At 51.2% G+C, this 25467-nt stretch carries 17 protein-coding genes; 12 read left to right on the forward strand and 5 right to left on the reverse strand.

Annotated elements, in window-relative coordinates; genetic code table 11:
* Positions 1 to 648: 648 nt before the first annotated feature.
* The 10 genes from GX117_01315 to GX117_01360 all read left to right on the forward strand — a co-directional run bounded on the left by GX117_01315 (position 649) and on the right by GX117_01360 (position 14872).
* Positions 649 to 1371 carry a rhomboid family intramembrane serine protease gene (locus tag GX117_01315; protein ID NLO31983.1) on the forward strand — a complete coding sequence of 241 codons (723 nt, stop codon included), beginning with the start codon at positions 649 to 651 and terminating at the stop codon, positions 1369 to 1371.
* A 34-nt stretch (positions 1372 to 1405) separates the two neighbouring features.
* The gene (locus GX117_01320; protein ID NLO31984.1) at positions 1406 to 1732 is read left to right on the forward strand and encodes a J domain-containing protein; all 327 of its coding nucleotides are present in this window, start codon (positions 1406 to 1408) and stop codon (positions 1730 to 1732) included.
* Positions 1733 to 1761: 29 nt separating this feature from the next.
* Positions 1762 to 2712 (forward strand): substrate-binding domain-containing protein, encoded by a 951-nt coding sequence (locus tag GX117_01325; protein ID NLO31985.1) that lies wholly within the window; start codon positions 1762 to 1764, stop codon positions 2710 to 2712.
* A gap of 68 nt (positions 2713 to 2780) precedes the next feature.
* Positions 2781 to 6062 carry a hypothetical protein gene (locus GX117_01330; GenBank protein NLO31986.1) on the forward strand — a complete coding sequence of 1094 codons (3282 nt, stop codon included), beginning with the start codon at positions 2781 to 2783 and terminating at the stop codon, positions 6060 to 6062.
* 86 nt (positions 6063 to 6148) lie between these two features.
* The gene (locus tag GX117_01335; GenBank protein NLO31987.1) at positions 6149 to 6979 is read left to right on the forward strand and encodes an ABC transporter permease; all 831 of its coding nucleotides are present in this window, start codon (positions 6149 to 6151) and stop codon (positions 6977 to 6979) included.
* A 19-nt stretch (positions 6980 to 6998) separates the two neighbouring features.
* Positions 6999 to 7991 carry an ABC transporter ATP-binding protein gene (locus tag GX117_01340; GenBank protein NLO31988.1) on the forward strand — a complete coding sequence of 331 codons (993 nt, stop codon included), beginning with the start codon at positions 6999 to 7001 and terminating at the stop codon, positions 7989 to 7991.
* Positions 7988 to 9028: an ATP-binding cassette domain-containing protein gene (locus tag GX117_01345; protein ID NLO31989.1), complete on the forward strand. Its 1041-nt coding sequence runs from the start codon at positions 7988 to 7990 to the stop codon at positions 9026 to 9028. Before GX117_01340 ends, GX117_01345 begins: the two co-directional genes overlap by 4 nt.
* 132 nt (positions 9029 to 9160) lie before the next feature.
* Entirely contained in the window at positions 9161 to 9997 is an 837-nt protein-coding gene (gene truA, locus GX117_01350) for a tRNA pseudouridine(38-40) synthase TruA (protein NLO31990.1), read from the forward strand.
* 48 nt (positions 9998 to 10045) lie between these two features.
* Complete coding sequence (locus GX117_01355) at positions 10046 to 11188, forward strand: radical SAM protein (protein NLO31991.1); 1143 nt, start codon at positions 10046 to 10048, stop codon at positions 11186 to 11188.
* Positions 11189 to 11230: 42 nt separating this feature from the next.
* Positions 11231 to 14872 carry a hypothetical protein gene (locus GX117_01360; protein ID NLO31992.1) on the forward strand — a complete coding sequence of 1214 codons (3642 nt, stop codon included), beginning with the start codon at positions 11231 to 11233 and terminating at the stop codon, positions 14870 to 14872.
* A 24-nt stretch (positions 14873 to 14896) separates the two neighbouring features.
* Here the strand turns inward: GX117_01360 and GX117_01365 are convergent, their stop codons facing one another.
* From GX117_01365 to GX117_01385, 5 genes are all read right to left on the reverse strand, one after another.
* Positions 14897 to 15637 carry a 2-phosphosulfolactate phosphatase gene (locus GX117_01365; GenBank protein ID NLO31993.1) on the reverse strand — a complete coding sequence of 247 codons (741 nt, stop codon included), beginning with the start codon at positions 15635 to 15637 and terminating at the stop codon, positions 14897 to 14899.
* Between the two features lie 55 nt (positions 15638 to 15692).
* Entirely contained in the window at positions 15693 to 16436 is a 744-nt protein-coding gene (rsmI, locus tag GX117_01370) for a 16S rRNA (cytidine(1402)-2'-O)-methyltransferase (protein ID NLO31994.1), read from the reverse strand.
* Positions 16433 to 17440, reverse strand: coding sequence for a GHMP kinase (locus GX117_01375; GenBank protein NLO31995.1), 1008 nt, complete (start codon positions 17438 to 17440; stop codon positions 16433 to 16435). Before GX117_01375 ends, rsmI begins: the two co-directional genes overlap by 4 nt.
* A gap of 39 nt (positions 17441 to 17479) precedes the next feature.
* Complete coding sequence (locus GX117_01380) at positions 17480 to 18697, reverse strand: type II secretion system F family protein (protein ID NLO31996.1); 1218 nt, start codon at positions 18695 to 18697, stop codon at positions 17480 to 17482.
* Between the two features lie 167 nt (positions 18698 to 18864).
* A complete protein-coding gene (locus GX117_01385) occupies positions 18865 to 20544 on the reverse strand; it encodes a solute:sodium symporter family transporter (GenBank protein ID NLO31997.1) in 1680 nt (559 codons plus the stop codon).
* Positions 20545 to 20968: 424 nt separating this feature from the next.
* On the opposite strand from GX117_01385, the gene GX117_01390 reads away from it, so the two are divergent.
* Positions 20969 to 23434: an ATP-binding protein gene (locus GX117_01390; protein NLO31998.1), complete on the forward strand. Its 2466-nt coding sequence runs from the start codon at positions 20969 to 20971 to the stop codon at positions 23432 to 23434.
* Positions 23435 to 23518: 84 nt separating this feature from the next.
* Positions 23519 to 25249, forward strand: coding sequence for a Flp pilus assembly complex ATPase component TadA (gene tadA / locus GX117_01395; protein NLO31999.1), 1731 nt, complete (start codon positions 23519 to 23521; stop codon positions 25247 to 25249).
* Positions 25250 to 25467 lie beyond the last annotated feature (218 nt).

Below are 25467 nucleotides of genomic sequence, written 5' to 3' on the forward strand. Positions count from 1 at the left end.
AGAATGCTCTTGATTTTTATGAACCGACCGAATATAAGTATGATCTCATCGTACGTTTACTTGAATCGGTGAATCTTGAAGCCAATCAACCTAAATATAAACAAAAAATAAACTTCCTCTTGAAAAGATCAGATGCTTTTATAAAGTGGTATGCGCCCTTTATTGCTTTGCTGTTATTAATCGCAACAATACTTTTTTTGATAATAAGCACGATACTATTGGTTCGAGTGGTTGATAATTGCAGGCGAAGACCAGCTATTCATGAAGATTTACCTTTCCCATAATCCAGGGCGCTTATACGTTATTGCTATTTGAAAAGGGCAAGTTCTTTCCAAAACTGCCTCGCATCTGCACCCCTCCTTGAAGGGCGACAGTCTGGTTTTTTAATTTTACGGATTATCAAGGGCACCTGATTAGTTCCGAGCACGAAATGTCAACGCCGGAATGGGTGCGCCCCGGGGGCGGTTCATTCTATAAGATGCAGCTTCTTAGCGTGCTGCGCTCTTCATGAAAAATAGGGCGCGGCGCTCCAACTTTTGGCTTTTCAGTTCTTTGTTGTACAATAAAGGCAGAAGCGAGTACCGTTTACCATTCTTTTCCTGTAGTTGAATGGTGCACTGTCCAACAGGGTACGACGATCAAGGATTTATGGAACAACACTACTATTCACAACCGCGGATGACCCTGCAATTTCCCAGAATCACCATGGGTGTTCAGCGGCTTATTCTGGCGAATGCCGCCTTATTTATGTTTGGGTTAATTGCGGATCCCATACTGTTTTATTGTAGCGATTATCAGCTTCTAGATTTTTTTGGATTTTATCCGCCCACGTTTATTCGCGGATTTCTGTGGACACCCATAACCTATCAGTTTTTGCATGGCGGGATCATGCACTTGTTTATGAATATGTTGTGGCTCTTTGTCTTCGGTCCTGATGTAGAACGGCTGCTCGGTACCCGTCAATTTATCGGCTTCTACATTATCTGCGGTGTGCTAGGTGTTTTAGCATCGGTACTGCCTGCCCTCCTTGGCGCGCCCATGGCGCATGTCATTGGCGCGAGCGGCGCGGTGATGGGGGTCATGGTCGCTTTTGTTGTGGTTGATCCGCAACGCAAGTTTTTCTTGTTTCCGCTGCCTATCCCCATCACGGCAGTATGGCTCGTCATTTTGGTTGTTATTTTTAACTTGATGACCGCCGGTTCGGGGAATTCGGATGTCTCGGTGGCGACCCATTTTGGCGGCATGATTACAGGTTGGCTGTTAATGAACGCCATTCCTCGGTATAATAGTTGGCGTTACAGTAATGCAACGATGACAGAACGTCTCCGTGACGCTGTGAACAACATTTTTTATAAAAACAAAGAAGAATAAAAATCTTTTTCGTTAAGCGACGGTAAAATCCACCATGCCCGGAATCCAAGAGTTTTTAATCATTATCATCATCATTGTGGTCTTGAGCTGGACCGGCTTATGGCCCGTAGTGATCCGCGCACTCCGTGAATTGCGCGGCGACTATGTGCAGGAACCGCCCCGCCAATCCCGTTCCGCTCAGGATACGGATATGTGCTATCGCATTTTGGGGCTATCCCCTTCAGCACGGTGGGAAGAAATTGAAAAGGCCTATCGCGCGAAAGCCAAGCGGCACCATCCTGACTTGGGCGGCGACGAAGACACCATGCGTGCTGTGAATGAAGCCTATAACCGTATTAAAGAATTAAAGAAACCGAGATGAGGAATGCCAGAATGAAAAAATATGCTGCGATGAGCGCCCTCTTTGTTGTGATGGCTATTGTTGGCCTAGTTGTGGCGGCTTGTTCCAAGTCCGATTCAGACAAAGCTTCTACCGATGCCGCGGGTCCTCGAAAATTCACTATAGGCATGAGCCAATGCAATCTGGGAGAACCGTGGCGTGTGCAAATGAACAGCGACATTGCAGCCGAAGCTAAAAAACATGCTGAGCTGCGCGTCATTTTCAAGGATGCGCAGAATCAGACTTCCATACAACAAAATCACGTGCGTGAATTTATCAGCCAAGGTGTGGATTTGATCATTGTCAGTCCCTTGGAAGCGGCACCCCTTACCGGTCCTGTAGAGGAAGCCTATAGCAAAGGTATTCCTGTCATCGTTTTGGATCGCGCCGTACTCGGCGAAAACTTCACCATGTTCATTGGTGCCGATAACGTGAAAATAGGGGAAGCTGCCGGGCGCTGGATCAAAGAAGAACTTCAAGGTCACGGAAAAGTTGTCGAATTAAAAGGACTTATGACCAGCATCCCGGGCCAAGATCGTCATGCCGGTTTTCGCGAAGGCATCAAAGACAGTGACATCGATATTATTTTTGAAGCAGATATGCGGTGGCTCCAACCCAACGCACAAAGTGAAATGGAATCAGCGCTCACCCGATTTCCCGAAATCGATCTGGTCTACGCGCACAATGATCCCGGCGCTTACGGCGCTTATCTGGCTGCCAAGGCGGCAAATCGTGAAAAGGAAATCCGCTTTGTTGGTATTGATGGGTTGCCGCAAGAAGGGCTCGCCTATGTGGAGCAGGGTATATTGGATGTAACTTTTGAATATCCCACAGGCGGCGCCGAGGCGGTGCAATATGCCCTCACGATTCTTCAAGGCGAATCCGTGCCTAAAAATGTGGTACTTCCTTCCCGCTTTTTTACCAAGGATAATCTTGATCAAGGAGGCGAAATGCTGGAATAGTCACGCTTTTGATACCGGACAATCAAAATTGATGTGTGTGTAGAGACGGTAAAGCGTAAAGGTCGAATATGTCATCTTCCCGTGAAAAGTTGAATCTAAAAGAGCCGTGGCTGGTCGTCGTTGATCCTCAAGACGAAGGCATAGCAAAAGGCTGGTTTGAAAGCTACCCTGACGAAAAGGCGCAACCGAAATGCAGTCCCTTCATCGGACACGCAGACAAATCGGCAGCTGCGGCGCCCTACTGGTATTGCCATCGCTTTGATCTGGACAAATCCTTTTCGGAAAAATATTTGGAATTACAGATAGATGCGCTGCGCGGTAATGTGCATCTATGGCTGAATGGTGCCGCCTTATCCACCGTTGCAGGCGACGGCGGTCCCTTGCACTTTAGCCTAGACAATGCGCTGTGTAAAGAACACAATGAATTGGTCATGCGCGTGGCGCCGCCGGAACAACACGATGAAAGACTGTTGGCAATCCAATCGCTCTATCCTACGATAGGCAAAGGCGGAGCAGCTGTGCGTTGGGGGCTTATGGGCGCGGTTTATCTTTTGGCGCAGCCTCGGTTTTGTATTACGACCTTACAAGTGCAGCCTGATCTGCGGCGCAGACGTGTTGTGGTCAACGTGGCGCTTTCCGAAGAGATGGAAGACGCCGAAATTCTTCTGAAGATTGAGGGAACTGATTATGCCGCCTCCGGCAGACCGGGGAAAATTTCAATACCCCTCAATCATTTTGACCGTTGGAGTCCGAAACAGCCCCATCTCTATACACTGTCCGTAACTTTATTGTTGGAACAGCAGGTATTAGATCAAAGGCAAACGCGCTTCGGCATGTTCGAATTCGGTGTGAAGGATCACCGCTTTCATCTCAACCACCGTCCGTTTTTACTGCGTGCCCTTCACTATCGACCGCCCTGTCCCACACGCTTTTCCCCTGCCGATCAGGTATCGCTCGTACGTCATGATATGAACCGCGCGAAAGCGGCGGGCTTCAACATGCTCCATTTGACCGATCTGCCGCTTCCCCCTTGTATTTTTGATCTTGCCGATGAACTCGGCATGTTATTGTATGTCGAATATTCTTGTCAGGTTCATGGTCCATGGGACGGAAGCACCGAGCCCTATACTCAAGGCTTAAGAAATCTGATTCAAAGCCGATGTCAGCATCCGGCGGTCGCTATTTGGGGCGTTCGCACAGAAGCGGGCACATCGGAAGCACTCACTGATGAGGCGCTGCGTAATGCCGCGGAAACACTGTGTACAGAGGCGCGCCTTTTGGATCCTTCCCGTCTTATCTTTGGGCATCACGGCGGCGAAGTGCGCTGGGGTTCCTCGTACTTGATCCGTCCCTATCACTCCGACATCATGCCCTATGATGCACTTTGTCTGTACCAACGCGCTCCTTCCGATATCTTAATTCGCGATTATTTCGCGAACCACGGCATTCCCTCACGCCTTGCTTTTGTCAGCGCCTTCGGTTTTGCTACCCCCACAGACTGGCCCGTTATCCTCGAAGGAACCGATGACGACGCAGATCACTCTGAATCTGCTTCTCCCGACTGGCAGCACTGGAAATCCTGTTTGGAAGGATTTAAAACCCGTGGGCTCGACCGACTTTTTGGTGATTTCTTCGGCTTCTGTGATGCGGCGCGGCAACTGCAAACGGAAGCAGCTGCTATTCAAATCGACGCCATATTGTCGAATCCAAAACTTGCAGGCTATTGTTATCTTGGGATGACAGAAGGCGCGTCCTCATCGCCCGACGACGGAGCAGAGAAGGAAGAGACGCCTGATACTGCCGTGAAACATTTTGCCAAGGTGCAGGCTTCGTTACGGCCGATCATTAATCTTTCCAAAATGAATCTGGGTCTGCGTGAACAATGTGACGTACAAATTAGGTTATGCAATGAAAATGGCTTTAGCGGAACGGTGTGGCTTACCTTACAGGTGATTGGTCCTACCAACCAGACCTTGTGGAAGAAAAAACGCACGCTCAAGGTGCCCCGTAATTATCATGAGTTGTGGTCGGGAACGGTTACAGCTTCCAGTACGCCGGGACAACATCGTTTTGTAGCCCGTTTTATGGCGGAGGATATGACGCTCTTGGCAGAGCATACCGAGAGTTTTTATGTATTTGAAAAATGCGCAGCTTCTGATGTCAATATTCATCTTCTAGACCCGGAAAACGAATACGGCGCCGTGCTGCGCAGCTTTGCCAAGACCGCCAATCTTTTGGCTCCCGTTCATATCATTCCGCCCCTTGCCAATACCATACGCGCCTATCCCGATAATGAATTGGCGCAGATTATGGCACAAGTGAAGGACGGCGCCATTGCCATCTTTTTTAGACCGCCAGAAGATTGGAATGATCTCGCGCCATGGTTTGCTGAGGGCCTTAATGCCACGGCGAAAGAGGTGATCGGCGGCGACACATCTGTCTATCATTACGCTAAATTGCATCCCGTCTTCGACAAATTACCGTCGCGCTGTCTCATGGGACAGCCCTATGCCGCTATCGTGCCCGACAAAAGCTTTCTAGAAGCGGGCGACGAAGATATTCGCGGCGCTTTTCATGCGCCGCCCATCACCGACGATACAGACGCCCAACAAGGCGAAGACTGGTGGCGCACAAATATTCTAGTGCACACTTACGGCGCCGGCCGTATTGTCATGACCCATTTACGCATACTTGAAGGGCTCGGAAAAGATCCGGCGGCGGGACATCTCTTTGTCAATCTCTTAAATCATTTCGGACGACGGAGCGTGCCGTCCAACGTGCCCCTGCAGCCCGAACCCAAAGCGGTTGAATGGATGCACGGACAACATCATCGGGTGGTGCGCCGCTGGATGGTGATCGGTGAATTCCCCAACTGGGTGCTGAACGGCGGATTGAATACCGTCTACCCCCCTGAAGAAGGCATCGACTTTAACGCAGCGTATGAAGGCTGGTATCAGCCGGTGCGCTGGCGCAGCTGGTACACACGGACGGATCAAGACAATCTGTTGGACTTTCAGCAGGCATTGACGCCTGTACACGCCTCCTATCCAAAATATGATCATGCCCTTGCCTATGCCTATACGGAGATCAACGCTGATCGCCGTGTCGAAGCAGTTTTGCATCTGGGGCTGCAAAATGATACCCGGATCTGGCTAAATCAGACGCTTATCTATGAATACAAGAAGCAAGCCCAGTCTGATCCTATTGTTCGCCATGCAATGACCATTAGCTTAAAACCCGGCAAAAATACGATCTTGGTCAAGGGTGCGAAACATTACGGAGCCTTCGCCTTTTCCCTTGATTGTGTTGCTGAGGGAGCCGCCTTGCGTACCATCAAGTGGTGGAAATAAAATTGGCTTGGATCAAGCCACACAAAAGAGACAAAGAAACTGTGCTGAAACGCGCGCCTGAAATAGAACAAGGTGTTTCCTTGTGGATGGAGTTATGGCGGCGCTTGCGCGCTAACCGCCTCGCCTTGGCAGGTATCGTTCTGCTCGCTGTTGTCGTATTGCTCACTGTCATCGTGCCTTGGATTACGCCTTATGGCTACGAGACACAAGACACGGCTTTAGGCGCTTCTTCACCCTCACCACAGCACTGGCTGGGAACGGATATATTGGGGCGTGATCTGCTCACCCGCCTTGTGTACGGCGGCCGTGTTTCATTAGGGGTAGGCTTCATTGCCACACTTGTTTCCGTATTGATCGGTATCGTATACGGCGCATTATCGGGCTATGCCGGCGGCCGCACTGATATGGTCATGATGCGCTTGGTCGATATTCTTTACGCACTGCCCTTCACCGTCTTTGTCATCATTCTCATGGTATTCTTCGGGCGTAATTTCATCTTTCTTTTCGTAGCCATCGGTGCCGTGGAATGGCTGACAACGGCGCGCATTGCCCGCGGCCAAACCTTGTCTCTGCGCAAGTCTGAATTTGTACAAGCTGCTGTGGTTATGGGCTTCAGCCGCGCCCGCATCCTCTTTCGTCACGTCATTCCGAACATGCTCGGCCCCATTATTATTTATGCGACCTTGACGGTGCCCCGCGTCATGTTGCTGGAAGCCTTTCTCAGTTTTTTAGGATTAGGCGTGCAGCCGCCCATGAGCTCTTGGGGATTGTTGATCCGTGAGGGTGTCGAGACCATGGAAGAGTATCCGTGGCTGTTGCTTTTTCCCGGATTCCTCTTTACATTGACCTTATTCGCGTTGAATGCATTGGGCGACGGATTGCGGGATGCGTTGGATCCACGCATGGCGAAAGAGTAGCGTTATGGATGGAGTCTCCATGCCTCTGTTAGAAGTGAAAGCGTTACGGATCTGGTTTCATATGCGCGACGGGATTACGCACGCCGTGGACGGTATCGACTTTTCTGTAAACCGCCGAGAAAGCTTGGGTATTGTCGGTGAATCAGGCTGCGGCAAATCGGTCACTTTTCATGGCGTGTTGGGACTGCTGCCCAAACCGCCTGCACAGATTCAATCGGGCACCGCGCTTTTTAAAGGGGTTGATCTGCTCACAGCCCATAGCGCCCACTTATCGCAAATCCGCGGCAAAGATATAGGCCTTGTTTTTCAGGATCCCATGACCGCCCTCAATCCCTATATGAAGGTGGGCATTCAAGTAATGGAACCGCTCCTTGCTCATGGTCTATGCAGCCGTGCCGAGGCAAAGGATCGTGCCCGTGCTATGCTAAGTGCCGTGGGTATCGCGGACAGTGCAGCACGGATGAACCAATATCCTCACGAATTTTCAGGTGGAATGCGTCAACGTATTGTCATTGCTATGGCACTGATTGCACGGCCCACACTGCTCATTGCCGACGAACCCACCACTGCGCTGGATGTAACAGTACAAGCCCAGATACTGAGCTTGTTAAAAAAACTGCGCGCAGAATTCGACATGACCGTCGTCTTAATCACCCATGATATGGGTGTCGTTGCCGGTTTTTGTGAGCGTGTGCTGGTCATGTATGCAGGACGTATCCTTGAAGCGGCTCCGGTTGGTGCTCTTTTTAAAACACCGCTCCACCCCTACACCTGCGCCTTGATGCAGTCTTTGCCGGGAACGGGGAAGGCGGGACAGGATTTGTATACCATACCCGGGTTGCCGCCCGAACGCGGCGCCTATGGGAGCGCCTGCCCCTTCGCTCCCCGCTGTGCCTATGCCATCGATGATTGTTTCAACCTGCCCTGTATATTAACACTCTGCGGAGCGGCAGACCACAGCACCGCTTGTTTGCGGGTACAGCGCGGCGAACTGTCGGAGATGATGCCATGACGTCCTGTCCCCGTCTCGATGCGCTTCTATGTGTGGATTCTCTGAAGGTTTGGTTTCCCATAAAACAGGGCTTCCATTTTTGGAATACCCGGCCCAAGCAATGGTTAAAAGCTGTAGATGGGCTGTCCTTATGGCTCAACAAAGGCGAAGTCTTGGGCGTTGTGGGTGAGTCCGGCTGCGGAAAATCAACCCTTGCTCGTGCTCTCACCGCCTTGGAAAAGATTCACAGCGGCCATATCTATATTGAAGGACAAGAGGTGAGCGCCTCTAACGCCGCCACATTGCGCTTGCTCCGTTCCCGTGTGCAGATGATCTTTCAGGATCCTTATGCCTCCTTGAACCCGCGCATGTCTGTCTTCGAAACCATCGCCGAACCGCTCCACGTTCACCGAAAGCTTGGCGGTTCGCAACTGGCCGACGAAGTGACCGCCCTCATGGACCGGGTCGGCTTGGCACCTTCTTATGTACGTAAATATCCCCATGAATTCTCCGGCGGACAACGGCAGCGCATCGCCATCGCACGTGCTTTGGCGCTGCATCCCCAACTATTGATCGCCGATGAACCTGTCTCCGCTCTTGACGTATCAATTCAAGCGCAGATTATCAATTTGTTTACCAAACTGCAACGGGAATCTTCCCTTGCCATGCTCTTTATCTCCCATGATCTCAGCGTGGTAAAGCATGTTGCGCAGCGCATTGCAGTTATGTATCTGGGCCGCATCGTTGAGATCGGATCTGCCGAAGCGCTTTTCAAGGAACCCCGTCATCCCTATACACAAGCGCTGCTTGCTGCCATACCGCTACCCGTACCCGTGGAAAAACAAGAGCAACCGACCACGGCAACGCAAGGTGAACCGCCCTCACCCATTGACCCGCCGCCCGGCTGCCCTTTTCATCCCCGCTGTCCGATCGCAGTTCCCGCCTGTGCCGTGCGACGCCCTGAACTCATGGATTGTGCGCCTGGTCATGCTGTGGCGTGCCCCGTTGTTTTGGAAGAGCAAGGAGCCCATTCCGACCCAGATCAACAGAATGATTAAAGGGGCCAGCTCATCTATAAGAAGGAGTGAGGAACAGGGAGCGGGAGCTGGGAGTTATGGTACTTTGTTATTGTGTCCTATTATCTGTGCGCAATTCGTATCCTTCTGCCCCGATACGATAAAATGAAGTTTATGAATCCCACCACTTTAAAATGCACCGTTCGTTATGATGGAACCAATTTTTCGGGTTGGCAGCGGCAGGATAATCAACGCACTGTACAGGGCGAAATTGAGGCAGCTTTATCGAAAATAGCCAATAGGGCGGTCACAATTCAAGGCGCAGGCCGAACCGACGCCGGTGTCCATGCCTTAGGCCAGGTCTTTTCCTGCCGTTGGCGCGGCACGCCGCCGCAGCGGCTCGCCCATGCCCTATCCCGCATGCTCAAGCCGGAGATACGCATTGAGTCCATAGAGCAGGCGGCACCCGACTTTAACGCACGCTTTGACGCAGTGGACAAAAGTTATCACTACACCTTTGACTTCAACCGTTTTCCGGATCCTCTGCTTGCGCGCTATGCCTGGCATATGCCCGGTACGCCCGATTTGGATTTGTTGAAACAGTGCCTCAGTCAGGTGGTCGGCACTCATGATTTTGCCGGATTCCAAAGTGCGGGCAACCAGATGAAAAACACGGTACGCACCATTTTCAGCGCTGACTTTGCCCCCGGCGGTTTGATGGTTGCTCCCGCCATGGAGGGCGTGTATAGCATGAAACTAAGGGGCAACGGCTTCTTATACAGAATGGTGCGCAACCTCGCAGGCACCTTGGTCGAGATAGCGCGCGGCCGCTTTGGAGCGGATTTTATTACCGAATCCCTGCTGCGCGGCGGGCCTTTTCTCGGCATGTGCGCGCCTGCCCATGGGCTTGTCATGGTCAACGTAAATTATGATACGGAACCACCGCCCCACCGCCATGAAATACCGCTGCACGACGAAATGTTTCCTTCTAATATGGATCTTTTAGGATGATATCTCAACCCTTCCAAAATGAGGCAAGCCGTCCTCTATGGAGTTGCTATGGCTATTAATCACCGTTGGCGGATGCAATGGTCCTATGATGCTATACAGACCTTATATAGTGAAGCGCCCTACCGACTATCGCGTTCGGGCAGGGCTTTCCCCCCATGGCATTATTTCTTAGAACTGACCCGCCGCTGTAATCTCCGCTGCATGATGTGCCAATACAGTACCTTTTTGGAAGGCGTCGCCTTGGCGGAACAGGACGCAGGCGAATTGACGACGGAAGAATGGAAAAGGGTCATTGATCAAACGGGCCGCTTCAGTTTTTTGACCTTTACCGGAGGTGAACCGCTTCTGCGCAAAGATTTTCCGGAATTGCTCGAATATGCTTCCCGACGCACACGCACCCACCTTGTATCCAACGCCGTATTGCTGGATGAAGCAATGGCGCAGCGCTTTGTTCAACTGGCACCGAAACGCGCCGGAGGACGGGGACTGAATTTCATCGGTGTGTCGCTTGAAGGACCGCCAGATTTCCACGATGAGATTCGGCGCAGAAAAGGAGCTTTCAGCAAAGCCGCCGCAGGTTTACAAGAGTTGCAACAATACCGTTCCGCAGCAAAAAAGAACTGTCCCTACATTCATATTACGACGGTCATTCAGGCGCGCAACGTGGATGTACTTCCCCAGATGCCCCGTATCACAGCCGAACTCGGCGGTGACGTGCTTAATCTCGTTACGGAGACGCGCATGCATGACTTGCCCGGACTGGGGGATGTCTCACCCGGAAAGTGGCGGGCTGAAGATGTGGACTGGCCCCGCATCCCTTATGACGACTTGCGGCAAGCCCTCGAAGAAACAGACCGGGAAGCGCAGCGCCATGGAGTGGAATTGCGTATGCCTCGCATGCCCAGAGAGGAGTTGTTGCGATATTATAGTGATCAGGTAGACGTTAAGGACTACCGTTGCCGTAATCCGTGGAACACCGTTTTTATAGGAAGAACAGGCGATGTATATCCCTGTTGGCTCATGAAAATCGGCAATGTCCGTGAGCAGCCGCTCAAGGTAATATGGAACGATAAAAAGGCGCGCGGATTTAGGCGTGCCTGCCGAACAGGATTATTTCCCTTGTGTCCGGGATGTTGTCATATCGAGTATAAAGGCGCTGAACACCGCAACAAAGGGGATCAGGCGAATTAAGCCTGACTGTGGGATCGGCTCCGTGTTGGGAAAGGATTGTCTATGCGTTTTCTAGCCCTTTGTCTAATCGTAAGTGTCATGGTCGCCAATGCTTTTGCTTTTAATGAGCCTATAGACGAAGCCGGTTCTCTGCAACTGCGTATTGAAGGCCCCGCCAAGATTGATACAGCAGCCGACCCGTTAGCCTGTACGCTCATTCTAAAAAATTTGGGAGACAAAAGTATTACCGGATCCCTGCGTGTGGAGGTTATCGACCAATGGACTGCGCACCTTCCGACCGGTAGCTTCACAATCAATCCCCGCGCCGAGGAAGCTTTCCCCTTCCGGGTTGTACCTGATAAAGGAACATTGAACGCGTGGTATCCTATTCATGCCTATGCCGAATATAAAGAGGACGGAGAAAAGATCGTCGTTCATCCCGTATTGCTCGTGCGTACCGATGTGCCCCCGCTGCCGTTGGCAGAAACTGCACACCTTTGGGAACCCCTGACCTTAACGGAGAACAGCCGCTTCTCACTGGCGCAACTACCTCGTCATCGTGCGCGCGTTGACGTCTTCGGCGAAGCGCCGCGATATTTGCCTGTGGGCTGGCGCGGCAGCGATCCCCTTACGTTAGCTCATCTGATTGTTGAGGGGAAAAAGGCAATGCCTGAACTCCACCCTGCCCTTGGGGTACATCCGCCTTGGAATCAAGGGCGTAAAGGCTCCCTCTTCATCGAATTCCCATTGCAATTGCCACAGGCGCAACCCATTACCTTCACGGCATTTCTCGCGTTGCAGCCCGTCAACCCCGGTGAGCCTCCCTCCGACGGCGTCCTATTCCGTGTTTACGCTGCGCCTTTTGATGATTCCGAGGTAGAAACAGGGACCCTGCTCTTTGAGCGCTTCACCGATACCTTAACTTGGGAGCCCATTAGAGTTGATTTGTCCGCCTATGCAGGCGAATCCATGAGGCTGCAATTGGAGACCCACCCCGGCCCCAATAAAGACACCACCTGCGACCGTGCCCTGTGGGGCGCCCCCTCGTTGGTCGTTGGAACACCCAAGGTTTCGGGACCCGATCCCCAATGTACGCCCTTTGTTCTGGGCCGTATCATGACAGATGCCGCCGCCTGTGAAGTGGAATTACTGCCGGGGTCGCGGGGTCTGCTCGATAGCCGTGTTGTTTTTAACCGAGAAAATACTACCCTTGCCTTTGATGGCTTTTCTGTTACGGTCTTAGATACGCCCCTTGAAGAAGAAGGCGGGATCTTTACCCTTGAGAGCGTGGAAGATGACAGCCGTCCGGGCGTCTATCGTCAGATTCACCATTTCCGCGGCCCCGATAATTTCTTCGATCTCATCGGCGAAGTACGCTTGGAAGAGGGCTCCCATCTTCGCGCATCCTTTTCACTGGAGAACGAAAGCCCGCCAAAGCCATGGCGAAAGGTGGTGATTGAAGACGCCTGTCTCGGACCTTGGAGCAATGGGCTTCACCGCATTTATGCCGGTTTGGGCAATGTGATTGAAGAGCCCGAAGCCTTTACCATGCCTTTTGACGGGCATCAACTCGCCACCTCTTTTGTCGGCATGGACTTCATAAATAGCTTCTCTCTCGTACAAGCTGTTACCGCGCCGCCGTCTAAACTTGAGGTGCTGCCGCAAGCCCATATCTATAGTATGCACAGTCCCATTGCGCCTACCTTTATTGTGATCCCTGCAGAGGATGTCTGGCAGGGTGTGCGCATCTGGCGCAAGATCAACAATGTGACGGCAGCGCCGGGTGTGCCCCGTCTTGCAGGCAGATTTGTTTTCGATGTTTGGGGCGGCCGCTATGATCATGCGGCGCAAGCCATAAGCAATGCCGCCCGCTATGGCTTGACCAATAGCGTGCTTGTGTGGCACAACTGGCAGCGCTGGGGGTATGATTATCGACTGCCCGAGATTTATCCGCCTAATCCGCTTCTGGGAAGCTTGGATGAGTTTATCGCGCTCTCTGCCCTATGCGAAGAAAATGATATTCTCTTCGCGCCCCACGACAATTACACCGATTATTATCCCGACGCGCCGAGTTTTTCTTACGATAAATTGCTCTTCAACAAAAATGGACAGCCCCTCTGGGCGTGGCTCAATGAAGGCCGTCAAGCCCAGGCATTCCGTTGGCGTGCCGGAGCCTACCGACCTTATCTGGAAGAGACCATAGTGAGCCTCCGTGATCATGTGAAGCCCACCGCCTATTTCATCGACGTGTGGTCAAGCATGGGACCCTTCGACGCCTGGACACGGGAAGGCGGCTTTGAAAGCCGCTGCCAACAACGAGACGATTGGGCGCATAGCTTTGAGTGGATACGGGAGACACTGGGAAACAATGCCCCACAAATATCGGAAAGTGGTCATGATCTTTTGATCGGCAGCCTCGACGGCGCCCAAGCAAACCATTTGCGCGTCGATTATCCGCCCGAAACAATGAGCTGGACCGTGTGGAATATTCGTTGTGCTGATGCGGAGCGTATCCCGTGGAGCGATATGGCGTACCACGACCGTTTTATCCTGCACGGCGCCGGCTATGATGGTCGCTACCGCGGCGGACTGTCTTCGGCCTTACACGGCATATACAGCGATGATTACCTATCGACGGAAGTCATGACCGGGCGCCCCGGCATGGCAAACACCATATTCAGCCGGAACGTAGTTCGGAAATACTGGTTGCTCAATGACCTTATGCGCAGTTTGGCTTTGAAACAAATGGAAACGCTAACTTTCCATGAGGGAGATATACATCGGCAAGAGCTGGGCTGGGAAGAGGACGGCAAGGTCTGGGTGAACCGCGGCAAAGATGAATGGGAAACTGAAGCGGCTCTATTGCCGCAATACGGTTTTTTCGCAAAGACGCCGCAAGTGCAATGTGCCATCGAACGCAAAGGAGACACCTTTGTGGAATGGAGCAAATCTGATGGCGGATGGTACGTCAATGCGCGTAGACCGATACCGGCGCCCTTGCCCATTTCCTTGACAGGCGCTGAGCTGAAGCTGCGGGAAGATTGTAATTTTGAGATTCAGCTGCAATGGCTGGCGGAGGGTAAGGCGTCTGAAGACCTACGTGTCTTTGTACATTTTCTAGATGATGACGGCAATATTCTATTTCAAGCCGATCATCAATCGGACCTGCCTACCCAAGCGTGGAATGGAACTATACAGACGATCGGACAAGGCACGATACCCGAGGCGTATCAAAAGGGCGATAGCTTCCGTTTGTTTGCAGGCCTGTGGAAGCCGGGCGTGGCGCGACGCTACTTGAAAAACTCTTATCGTGATGAGGCGGCCGTATACTTGGGACAGGTCACCCTTGACGGGGAGGATGATAAGGTGAACGCTCTCCTATTAACGCCGCCCGAACCCGAAGAAAATCCCCTTATGGCAAGAATGAATCCCCTTCGTATTCCCGTTGATTTCGGCGGCGTGATTACCAACGGAGCCTGTCGCATTGCTCCCCATCAGGACAGCTTGGTCGTGACGCTCTTGCCCGAGGAGCCGGATTTCGAACTCATCTTGGATCTCAAACAACTTCCATTTGCGCCGGCTGCGCCATCTGTCGTACACGCTGAAATGATAGACGGTTCTATAAAAGAAGAACACTTTAAACAGGAAGACGAACAATTAATACTTCAGTGTTCGTCAGACGTTTTTGCCTACACCATACGATAAAGAAAGACGGCGTTGCGGGCGCTGCTACGCCAAAGCATCCTGAAGCAGCAGCCCCGTTGAAATCTGTTCTGTGGCGAGGGGCACACTGTGATAACAGTCGATACGGGCACAGCGCTCTATATCCGCTTCCAAGTTTACGGCACGCAGCTTATCGGCATGAGGTGACCGTGAGAATAACGCCGCCACCCCTTCACGGTCGATGCGGGTTTTAATGCGCTTATAGGCGTCGTAGCCTTCGCCCCATTGATGGTCACCCGCTTCATAGACCTGTGCCGCAATCCATGCCGCCCCGGTCCAATCTTCTAACCCGTCGAAATGAGGATCACCCATTAAGCCGGCAGGGATGATGACCAGATCCTTTTCACCACGGTCTTTGAGATACCGAACAAGTGCCGCTGTATTGACCACCGACGCCATGATTGCTTGGGAGGCATCCTTTGCCGCCACGAGCCGACCCGCGCCCGTAGTGGTCGTGAAGATCACCCGTTTTCCTTTAGCGGCCTGTGCATCTTGAGGACTGTTTCCATAATCGAAGCCGGCGGGAGGAAGACCGCCCCGCTCGCCGAAGAGCAATGCATCGGGCCAAAGCTCTTTCAAGGCAAAGGCTTCTTTCACTTCGCCCACCACACAGAGCCTTTCCGCGCCCCCATCCAGGAGCGCCGCCGCGGTGGCGCTTGCGCGCAAGGCATCCACAATAACAGCAATTCCTTGATGTTCCACAGCAAAGCGGCAACCCGCATCGCCCTCTATAAGATGTATATTCATAGTTTTTCCTTGATTATGAAAAGTGTAGCCGGAGATCAACGCGTTTGTTCCTCGGTCAGGGAAAGCGCGGCATCCCCCGTTCCGTCCCGGCATCTTCTTCTTGTCCGCTCATAAATTTCGGATTGTTGCCAGCAATGACTACGGTGATTTCTCCGCGAGGGGGACCGCTCTCTTCGAGCATCGCGACCAGCTCTGATAAATAGCCGCGGTGGGTACGTTCAAATTGTTTGCTTATTTCGATGCACAGTGCCGCCAAACGATCGCCCAGCACTTCTACGGCATCCTCCAAGAAGGCTTGAATCCGAAAGGGCGACTCAAAGAAAATTAAGGTGTGGGGCAGCTCCTTTTCCATTTCGAGAAAGCGTTTCCTACGCCCGGACTTGCGCGGCGGGAAGCCTTTAAAAGTAAAGCTAGCCCCGGATAAACCCGACATCACGAGAGCGGTGACAGGCGCACTCGGCCCCGGGATAATCTGGATGTCATGACCCTGTTCTCGGCACAGATTGATCGTGTGATATCCCGGATCGCTGATGCCCGGCATCCCCCCGTCGGTGACCAGTGCCACCTGCAGCCCTTCATCCAACAACCCCAATATACGCCGTGATGCTTGTTGTTCATTATGTTCATGGCAGGAGAAGCGTGTCTTCGGCGACGGGATTTGAAAGCGCTCATAAATCTTGCGGGTGACCCGTGTATCTTCACAAGCGATGGCGTCCACCTCGCCGAGTATACGAATGGCGCGGGAAGATAAATCTTCCAGATTGCCGATGGGCGTTCCCACGACATAGAGCGTACTCATAGCAGCTCCGCAAGAATCTGGGGCTTGAAAATGCGAATGCCGCCCTCGCGCATGCTGTCTTCCAGCCGTGTATAGGTTTCTTCATTGTCATAAGTGCCGATGATGGCACCGCCCGAGCCTGCCAATTTCGCATGAGCTCCCGCTTCTTTAGCGCGGCGCACCATGTCGAGATTCTCCGGGGAAACCTTAAATATGGAACAGCGTCGTGCAAAATTCTTGTCCATAAGTGCGCCAATTTCCGAAGCACGACCGCCAAGCAGTAATTCCCGCCCTAATGCCGCATAGCTGGCGAAATCCTCCATGGCACGGTGGACTTCTATATCGCCCTCAAGCCAACGTTCGCGCACGGTCTGATGAATAACCTCCGAGCCTTCCCCTAAATCCTCACGATAGGCAATAAATAAGGGAGGCAGAAGCGATTCGTCCAGAGCTTCATATTCACCATAGCCGCGGCGTTCCATAAGATCACGGTTGAAATCCATATAGACCACGCCTTCATAAACCTGGATCACCCGATCTTGTAGGCCTGCCGTAATGCCGAGCTCTTCCGTTTCTACGCTCAAGATTAAATTGGGAAGCTGTTCCCGTGAAATCTCAATATCATAAAATTCCATGAGGCAGCGCATGGTCGCAGTGACCAAAGCGCTGGATCCTGCCAAGCCCAATCGCCGCGGAATCGTAGAGCGGTAACGAATCGAAAAATTGCGGTCTGCAAGCTCAATTTGGTGGTGCCGACAATATTCGTGAAATTTGCGGATAGAAGCCTTCATCAAGCGAATACCGCCGTAATAGCCATTATTTTTTACGTCACGCGCAAGATCGCACATGCTGTTATAGCGCATCCGATCCTGAAAACTTGGGACAATCTCCAGTTCAGGATTCTCATAGAGCGTCACTTTCGCGGCAAAATTGCGCACAAGAACACTGATGGTCTTGCCAAAATAGCCGTCTGAAGGGTTGCCGAGTAATCCCGCACGTGCATATGCGGTTGCTTCGCAAGTCATATTTCTTTCCCGCTGCCTGACAATTTCTGTAAAAGGGCGCTATTGATTGATAATTTGGGGCAGTTGCAAAATAGGCATAAAGAGGGCGATCACAATACCACCCACCACAATACCCATCACGGCGATCAAAAGCGGTTCGATCAGACTGGTCAGCGCATCCACAGTTGCCTTCACTTCGGAATCATAGAAGTCTGCAATCTTAATCAGCATGCCTTCTAAAGCGCCGGTCTTTTCACCAATACCAATCATGCGTGTGACCATGGCGGGGAAAGCGCCCGATTGCATCAGGGGGTCTGCCAAAGTATTGCCGTTGCGGATCGCCTCTCCCGCTTCACGGATCGCTTTGGAATAAACCTCATTGCCCGCCGTTCGTTCCACAATGTCCATGGCTTGCAATATGGCGACACCGCTTTTAATCAAGGTGCTCAACGTACGGGTGGCACGGCTGATCGCAACCTTGCGCAGCAGATTACCGAAAACGGGCAGACGCAATTTGGCTGAGTCCAAATTGTAGCGTCCTGATGGAGTCTTTCCGTAAATCCTGATAGCAAACACGGCGCAGACAACGGAAGCGGCAATGATTCCCAAAGAATACCATTGTCGTAAAAAGTTGCTTATTTGAATCAGGAGTGCTGTGGGAGCAGGAAGCTTCGCCCCAAAGGAATTGAAAATTTCAGCAAATTGGGGAACCACAAAGACGACCAGTCCGGCTGCAATCAGCAAAATCATGGAAAAGGCGACTACGGGATACGTCATGGCAGAACGGATTCTGCGTTTGAGCTCTTCTGAAGCTTCCAGATAGTCAGCCAATTGAAGCAACACGCCATCCAAATCACCGCTCGCTTCGCCCGCGCGCACCATATGCGTGTACAGTTCGGGAAAGGCGCGCGGGTATTTGCGCAGTGTCTCGGAAAAGGTTTCGCCCGCTTCAACGTTTTGCGCCACCGCGTCAATGATAGCGCAAAAGTTTTTATTCTCTGTTTGTTCGGCAAGAATATCAAGACCTTGCATGAGGGGGAGACCGGAACTGACAATGGTTGATAATTGTCGCGTGAAGACCATCAGATCCGCCGCTTTGACACGCCGGTTCAGGGAAGACGTTGTTTTTGAAAAAATCGTCTTCTTTTCAATCAATTTGTCCGCTTCAATACCCATGGCGGCCAATTGCCGCAAGGCAGTTTCACGGTTATCGGCTACCAATGCGCCATCTTTTTTCGCCCCGGAAGCCATGCGCCCGGAATAAATGAATGTTGCCATTCCAAAAATCTCCTGTATTAAGGTGTGTTATTGCTGCTGCAACTAGGCAAAGAGAAGCATGCACACCATGTCATACCGACGCGTTGACCGTCGAATCAATACGTATCTATAGTATAAGCAAATCCTTTTTTAAAGCCAAAAGATAATACCTTGGCGCGTTGTTGCTGTTAATACCAAATGTAATAAAGGATGATCGTGGCAAGGATAACCCCGCTGCCCAACCAATACACTTTCGGATCGGGAGTAACGTCCACTTCTGATTTGGGCATGGTCACCGGTGCCGCCATAGGCTTCAGGAGGCTGACCAGAGCAACAAACGCGAAGAGGATCAAAAAGATAATCGCCATGTGATGGAGAAAAGCGAGATCGCTGAAACGATAGACGAGATTAAGCGCGCCCGCGGGAGGTTGCACAATGCCTTCAGCATCAACATAGACTGCCTTGATAATCCAGCCCGGCACACGGACCAGGGCATAGAGCAGGGGTCCCAGAATGAGCGCGCCTTTTCCCGCCAAAGGCGGTGCAAACTTGAAAATTAATCCGCCTAGGAAAGCTGCCACGATACCGGGTGAGATGAAGCCCCAAATTTCTTGAATATAGGGAAACACACCGGGGAAGAAATCGATCAGCGGTGCCCACAGACACGCGATAATCACGATGATCACCGTTGAAATACGGCCGATCACCATTTCTTTATGGGAACTGATTTCCGGATCCACATATTTGCTGTAAAGATCAATGGTAAAAATGGTTGCCGCCGAATTCAAGCCTGAATTAACGGTGCTGATAATAGCGCCGGCAAGGGCCGCAAACACAGCGCCGCGAAAACCGATGGGAAGCAAGACCTTCATCAGATGGGGATATGCCTCTTCAGGACGGGCCAGTACATTACCATAAATTTGATAGGCCATAATGCCGGGCATTACGATCAAAAAAGGAATGAGAAGTTTCAAACAGGCCGCAAAGAGAATACCTTTTTGACCTTCAGCAAGATTTTTTGCGGCAAGGGTCCGCTGCGTGATGAATTGGTTCAAACCCCAATAGAACAGGTTGGGAATCCATAGACCGCCAAAAAAGACGGCGAGCCACGGCACATCCGGATCATTCCAAGACCGAACCATATGCAGCTTGTCGGCGCTGCCTTCTGTAAAGCTTTTCCAGCCCTCGAACATATTGCCGCTCCCTAAAAAGCGTAATGCAAAATAGCCGGTGACCCCGGCGCCGATGAGCAGCGCTGAACCTTGGATTAAGTCTGCCCAAACCACGGCAGATAAGCCGCCGTAAGCCGTGTAGGCACCGCCGATAATACCAATGAACCAAATAGACGCGATCATAGACCACGTTCGCGCTGCCTCCGCTTCCATACCGAAACGGTTCATAAATAATTCCGGCAAGTTCAATACGTTACATAGGGCGATAGCGCCGCTGAATAAGACCGTGGCAAGAAGCACGATGACATAAGCAATCATAAGATAGGCGGCCATGATAGTGCGTGTACCGGAATCGAAACGAAATTCGAGATATTGCGGCATCGTATAGATTCCGGCAGAAAGGAATTTAGGCAGAAAAACCCAAGCCACAATCACGAGCGTGACGGCGGCCATCCATTCATAGCTGCCAATGGCTAGACCGGGGCCGCCTTCTTTAAAGGCTGTGCCCGCCATGCCGACAAAGTGTTCAGAGTTGATATTCGCTGCGATCAGCGAAAATCCTATCACGGGCCAGACCAGAGAACGACCTGCCAAAAAATAATCTTCTGTCGATTGTTTGCGGCGGCTGCTCCACAGTGCAAAGGTAATCACGCTTCCGATAAACAGGAAAAATACAAGAATGTCAAACCAAGCCATAATTCATACTCCTGATCTTACATAAGGATTAAGAAGTGCATTCAGCGGTTTCCATCCGCATGAATAAAGTAATCATAAACTAAAGGAGGGACCGAAAAAAAACCAAGGCAAGAAAACAGGATAATTTTCAATGCGCAAAAGTTCCGACAACCTGCTTTCTGTGCCCGCCATAAGGTACAATTTCTTGACCCTTCATCGAATAAGCTCTGCTTATCCCCATAATATCCTCATAAATACCTTCATCGGCTCCTTTGCTGAGCGCAGCAAAGAATCCGATCTTCACCTTTTAAGGACACGCACACCTGCGCCTTCATTTTCCTAACAGAACTTAGGTTGTGCAATATTTTCTCAGCGTGTTACAATGGTTAAGTATTGGCTTCTATTCTTTGATAAACGAAGAAGTCTTTAACCTACAGGATGACCTATGCTTGGTTTCGGTTCAAAAAGTACACGTACGCAATCACGCAATCGGCTGGGTGAGTTTCTGGTGGAAAAAGGGAGATTGCGCCCTGACCAAATAAAACAGGCTTTGGCACAACAAAATCGCAAGGGCGGGTTGCTGGGCGAGATCCTCGTTGACTCGGGTATTCTCGAACAAAATGTTCTCCTAGCCTTTCTTATGCGCCTCCATAGACCGAACACGATCAGCCTGTCCGATTACAATATTGATTCCCAAGCCTTAGCGCAAATACCACAGGATGTCTGCGAAAGATTTGGCATCCTTCCCGTTGATAAGCTCGGGCGTATCCTCACCCTCGCCATGGTGGACCCGCTCGACACAGAGGCACTCAAACAAGCCCAATCCTATTGCCCCGATGTGCGCCTTAAACCCGTGCTCTGCGAGTGGCAGGATTTTCAAGATGTCTTTCAGCGCGTTTACGAGGTTGTATTGAAAAAACCCAAAGATTTAGATAAGCGCTACGACTATTTAAATATTGATGAATTGACCCGAACCGCTGCAGGCGAAGAGATCGACACAAAGTCAACAGCGAAAACAAAAAAATCAACATCGACGCCGGAGGACGGAGCAGCCCGATCAGATGCCGCCGATGACGACGCCGCGTTGAGAAAAACTGATATTCCTGTGGCTGCGTCAGAAGAACAACCTGAGACGGCGCCTCCGCGCGCTATTTACGGTATGCCTCTTTCTAGTGATGCTTTTTCATCTGGTATTCGTGAACTGGCAGAAGCCGTACAACAAAGCATTGATCATGCTGTGAATCTTGTGACCGCAGCACGGGCCGAACAGCATGGTGAGGGAAACGCAGCTTCTGAACAACTCGCCGCTGTAATGGAACAGACACTGCAAAGTAGCGTACACGCCTTTACCGAGGCACTGGAGCAAGAACATCAAAGCTTGGCCGAGCCTCTGAAGCGATTGCTCGAGATGATGGGCGAACAAACGGGGCAATTGGGCGCCGCCTTAAAAGCCGTGGAAAGCGCCTCTGAACAGACTGCCGGCAGTGCTGAACTTATCGCGTCACTCCGCCTTACCCTCTCCGAGTCCGCCCAAGAATCGGCTGCAGCGCTGAGGGATACATTGCGCCAATTACTGGATGAAAAAGAACGGTCCGCCGACAAAGAAGAGGTCGATCCGCAGCAATTAGCAGAACTGCTTCGCGAAAACATTGGCACTGTATTGGGACAAGGTCTCGAAAACCTGTCTCAAATGATGCAAGAACAATCCGGTATGTATCGCCAACAGCTAGATGCCTTGCCGCCGCCTATTGACATTGAAGCCATGGCGCAGCGTCTGCATGAAGCCATAAACAATAGTCTTGACAGTCGAACGCAATCTTTGGTGGAAAGTCTTCAATCGTCCATTACAAACATAAATCACGGGCAGCAACAGGAATTAGGCAAACTGGCTGATGCCATCCTCCGCTCTCTAGAACAAGAACGGGCGGCGCAGCAAGAAAAACAAGAACAGCTTACCCACTTGGTAGAAGCAGCGCTTGAGTCGGTCCATCAGAGCGCCCGGTTAATTGAAAGCTATGTTGCCGAGTCAAAGAACCGTGATGAAAAAAAAGGGACTTCCCAACGAAATTACGCTTCTGTAAGTGCATTTAATCCAAGCTTAAATCCTCAATCAGAAGAATTTAAAGAAGCCGATGCACGCTTACGTACCGTATTCGATAGTGACAATCCTTTACGCATGTTGACCTTCCAAAACTTCTTCTTTGGAAGGCCCAACACTTTTTCCGTGAAATTGGCGCAAGCCGTGGCAACCGCGCCGGGAGGAGGATATAATCCTTTCTTCTTATATGGAGGGATAGGTGTGGGGAAAACCCATTTAGTCAGCGCTATTGCTAACGAAATTCTCGCCCGCGCCGCCAAAAATAAAAATCAGACCATCAGCCGCGTCGGGTATTTATCGGCGAGCCGTTTCGTAGAAAAATTCAATCGCGCCCTCCGAGATGATTCTGTGTCAGTATTCCGGGATCACTATTGTCAGTGGGATGTTCTTATTTTAGATGACATCCAATTTCTAGACGGACATAGTGACGCCCAAGAGGAATTCTATCATATTTTTAATGGATTAATACTCGCGGGTAGACAAGCTATTGTTGTGGGCGATCAGCCCCCACACAAACTTGCCATGCTCGAACAACGCTTGGTGTCTCGCCTCACCGGCGGTATTGTGGCGGAACTAAAAACACCCAATTTGGAAACACGGCTGGCCATACTCAATCAAGTGCTGCAGTACGCAAAAATGAAATTACCGGAAGATATTGTCTCCTTTGTTGCTTTGCACGCCGGCAACGACATGCGGCGGATGATTGGCGCTCTTCGCAAAGTGATGGCTTATGCACACTTACAAAACAAGGCCGTTACCATAGAAGAAGCCCAAGAGATTCTCAATCATTTTGATATGCGTGAGACTATCTAACTTTTCGCATCCAACATTGTATATAATAGAAATGCGGCTCGAAATGTCTTGAGCACGTTGCTGTCTTTAGTTCGGAGTATTTGAATGGCCATAAAAATGCATAAAAAACGCCTTCCTGACATGCTGCTGGAAGAGGGGTTGATCACCAAAGCCCAACTGGAAGAATGTATGGAAGTGCATCGTACCAGTGGGCAAAGCCTTCCGCTTCTCCTCGTCAACATGGGCTATCTTAATGAAGAGGATATGGTTATCGCCTATTCTGACAACCTCGGCATTCCGCATATCCGTGTGGCAAATTGCAATATCTCTAAAGAGGTACTGTCGCAAGTACCGGAGACTTTGGCGCGTCAGTATTTAATGTTGCCTGTATCCATTACCGGAAACACGCTGACGCTGGCAATGGCGGACCCCCTCAACATCATGGCTATAGACGATGTCCGCATGGTGACACGCTATGAAATTGAGCCTGTTGTGGGCATTATCTCCGAGCTGCGCGAAGCCATCGATCTCCTTTACGGCGGCGGCAAAACAGCGGATCTGCTCAAGACAATTATGAGCAGTACCGATACGGCGACATCCGATTTGATGGAAGCTGAAAGCGATGACGACGAAGTAGAAAATCTCTCTGTCTTGGAAACAGGCGCCGGCGAGGAACCTGTTAAACGTCTTGTACGGGTTATTTTATTTACAGCCTTGGAGCGCGGCGCCAGCGATATTCATATTGAACCTTTCGAAAAGATCGTTCGTATTCGCTACCGTATTGATGGTGTTTTGGAAGAGGCCATGTCGCCGCCCAAGACGCTGCATCCCAATGTGGTCGCGCGGCTGAAAATATTATCACGTTGCCGTATTGATGAACATCGACTCCCTCAAGACGGGCGCAGTCGCATGCGCTATGACAATCGTGACATCGATTTCCGTGTCGCTTTTTTGCCCACCAAATACGGAGAAAAAGTCGTGCTCCGTGTGTTGGACCAAGGTTCACTGACCCTTGATCTTGAAAAACTCGGCTTTGAGCCGCAGCCTATGGATGCTTTTACAGAAGCGCTCGCCATGCCCCATGGTATGATTCTCATGACGGGCCCCACGGGAAGCGGTAAAACAACGACCCTCTACAGCGCACTCCTTAAGCTGAACAAAACAACGACCAATGTGGTGACCGTCGAAGATCCCATCGAATATGAGATGTTTGGCGTGAACCAAGTTCAGGTGCAGCAGCGAATAGGCTTTACTTTTGCGGAGGCATTGCGGCAGATACTCCGGCAAGACCCTGATGTGGTCATGGTCGGTGAGATCCGTGATGGTGAGACAGCTGACGTGGCGGTGAAAGCCGCCCTCACCGGGCATCTGGTGCTCAGCACCCTACATACCAATGATGCGGCCGGCGTCTTTCCCCGATTGATCGATATGGGCGTAGAACCCTTCCTTGTCCAATCCTCTGTTGCCCTCGCCGCCGCTCAGCGTTTGATGAAACGGGTATGCACCGAGTGTTCTCATTCTGTTGTCATCCCGCCCGATGTCTTAAAACGGGCGCAATATCAGCCTTTCAGTTATATTGAAAACGAAAATTTTGTACACGGTCAGGGCTGTTCAAAATGTAAGGATACGGGTTATAAAGGGCGTGTGGCGGTTGTTGAAGTAATGTTGAACTGGCCGGAACTGCAGGAGCTGGTGTTACGCCGTGCTTCGGGCCATGAAATCAAAAAAGCAGCTATGCAATGCGGTATGAAGACGCTGCGCAGAAACGCCCTCGCCAAAGCTGTAAAAGGGATTAGCACCATCGAACAGGTCTTGGATCATACCATTGCAGATTAAGCTCCTTCACTTCCAGTGGCACCGGTATGTGATCAAGCAAAAAGATCCGCGCCGCCGAAGACTATCTTCAAAAAAAGAGCACGAAGGGCGGTAAGCAGCCTCGCTTCGGGTGTGAACGTGAAAGAGCGCTTCTTTAGAAACTCGATAAATTGGGATAATCCTTGTAAAGTTTAAAATGAGTGTCTAAATCAACCTGATTTTCTTCCAAGCCAATAAAG

It is taken from the genome of Candidatus Hydrogenedentota bacterium, assembly GCA_012523015.1.
Lineage (GTDB): Bacteria > Hydrogenedentota > Hydrogenedentia > Hydrogenedentales > CAITNO01 > JAAYBJ01.

Excerpts from the sequence above, each read along its gene's own strand:
- GX117_01330 (NLO31986.1), top strand. The coding sequence starts at position 2,781 with ATGTCATCTTCCCGTGAAAAGTTGAATCTAAAAGAGCCGTGGCTGGTC.
- GX117_01390 (NLO31998.1), top strand. The coding sequence starts at position 20,969 with ATGCTTGGTTTCGGTTCAAAAAGTACACGTACGCAATCACGCAATCGG.
- GX117_01320 (NLO31984.1), top strand. The coding sequence starts at position 1,406 with ATGCCCGGAATCCAAGAGTTTTTAATCATTATCATCATCATTGTGGTC.
- GX117_01335 (NLO31987.1), top strand. The coding sequence starts at position 6,149 with ATGGAGTTATGGCGGCGCTTGCGCGCTAACCGCCTCGCCTTGGCAGGT.
- GX117_01340 (NLO31988.1), top strand. The coding sequence starts at position 6,999 with ATGCCTCTGTTAGAAGTGAAAGCGTTACGGATCTGGTTTCATATGCGC.
- GX117_01355 (NLO31991.1), top strand. The coding sequence starts at position 10,046 with ATGGCTATTAATCACCGTTGGCGGATGCAATGGTCCTATGATGCTATA.
- GX117_01360 (NLO31992.1), top strand. The coding sequence starts at position 11,231 with ATGCGTTTTCTAGCCCTTTGTCTAATCGTAAGTGTCATGGTCGCCAAT.
- GX117_01385 (NLO31997.1), bottom strand. The coding sequence starts at position 20,544 with ATGGCTTGGTTTGACATTCTTGTATTTTTCCTGTTTATCGGAAGCGTG.
- GX117_01345 (NLO31989.1), top strand. The coding sequence starts at position 7,988 with ATGACGTCCTGTCCCCGTCTCGATGCGCTTCTATGTGTGGATTCTCTG.
- rsmI (NLO31994.1), bottom strand. The coding sequence starts at position 16,436 with ATGAGTACGCTCTATGTCGTGGGAACGCCCATCGGCAATCTGGAAGAT.
- GX117_01315 (NLO31983.1), top strand. The coding sequence starts at position 649 with ATGGAACAACACTACTATTCACAACCGCGGATGACCCTGCAATTTCCC.
- GX117_01325 (NLO31985.1), top strand. The coding sequence starts at position 1,762 with ATGAGCGCCCTCTTTGTTGTGATGGCTATTGTTGGCCTAGTTGTGGCG.
- tadA (NLO31999.1), top strand. The coding sequence starts at position 23,519 with ATGGCCATAAAAATGCATAAAAAACGCCTTCCTGACATGCTGCTGGAA.
- truA (NLO31990.1), top strand. The coding sequence starts at position 9,161 with ATGAATCCCACCACTTTAAAATGCACCGTTCGTTATGATGGAACCAAT.
- GX117_01380 (NLO31996.1), bottom strand. The coding sequence starts at position 18,697 with ATGGCAACATTCATTTATTCCGGGCGCATGGCTTCCGGGGCGAAAAAA.
- GX117_01365 (NLO31993.1), bottom strand. The coding sequence starts at position 15,637 with ATGAATATACATCTTATAGAGGGCGATGCGGGTTGCCGCTTTGCTGTG.
- GX117_01375 (NLO31995.1), bottom strand. The coding sequence starts at position 17,440 with ATGACTTGCGAAGCAACCGCATATGCACGTGCGGGATTACTCGGCAAC.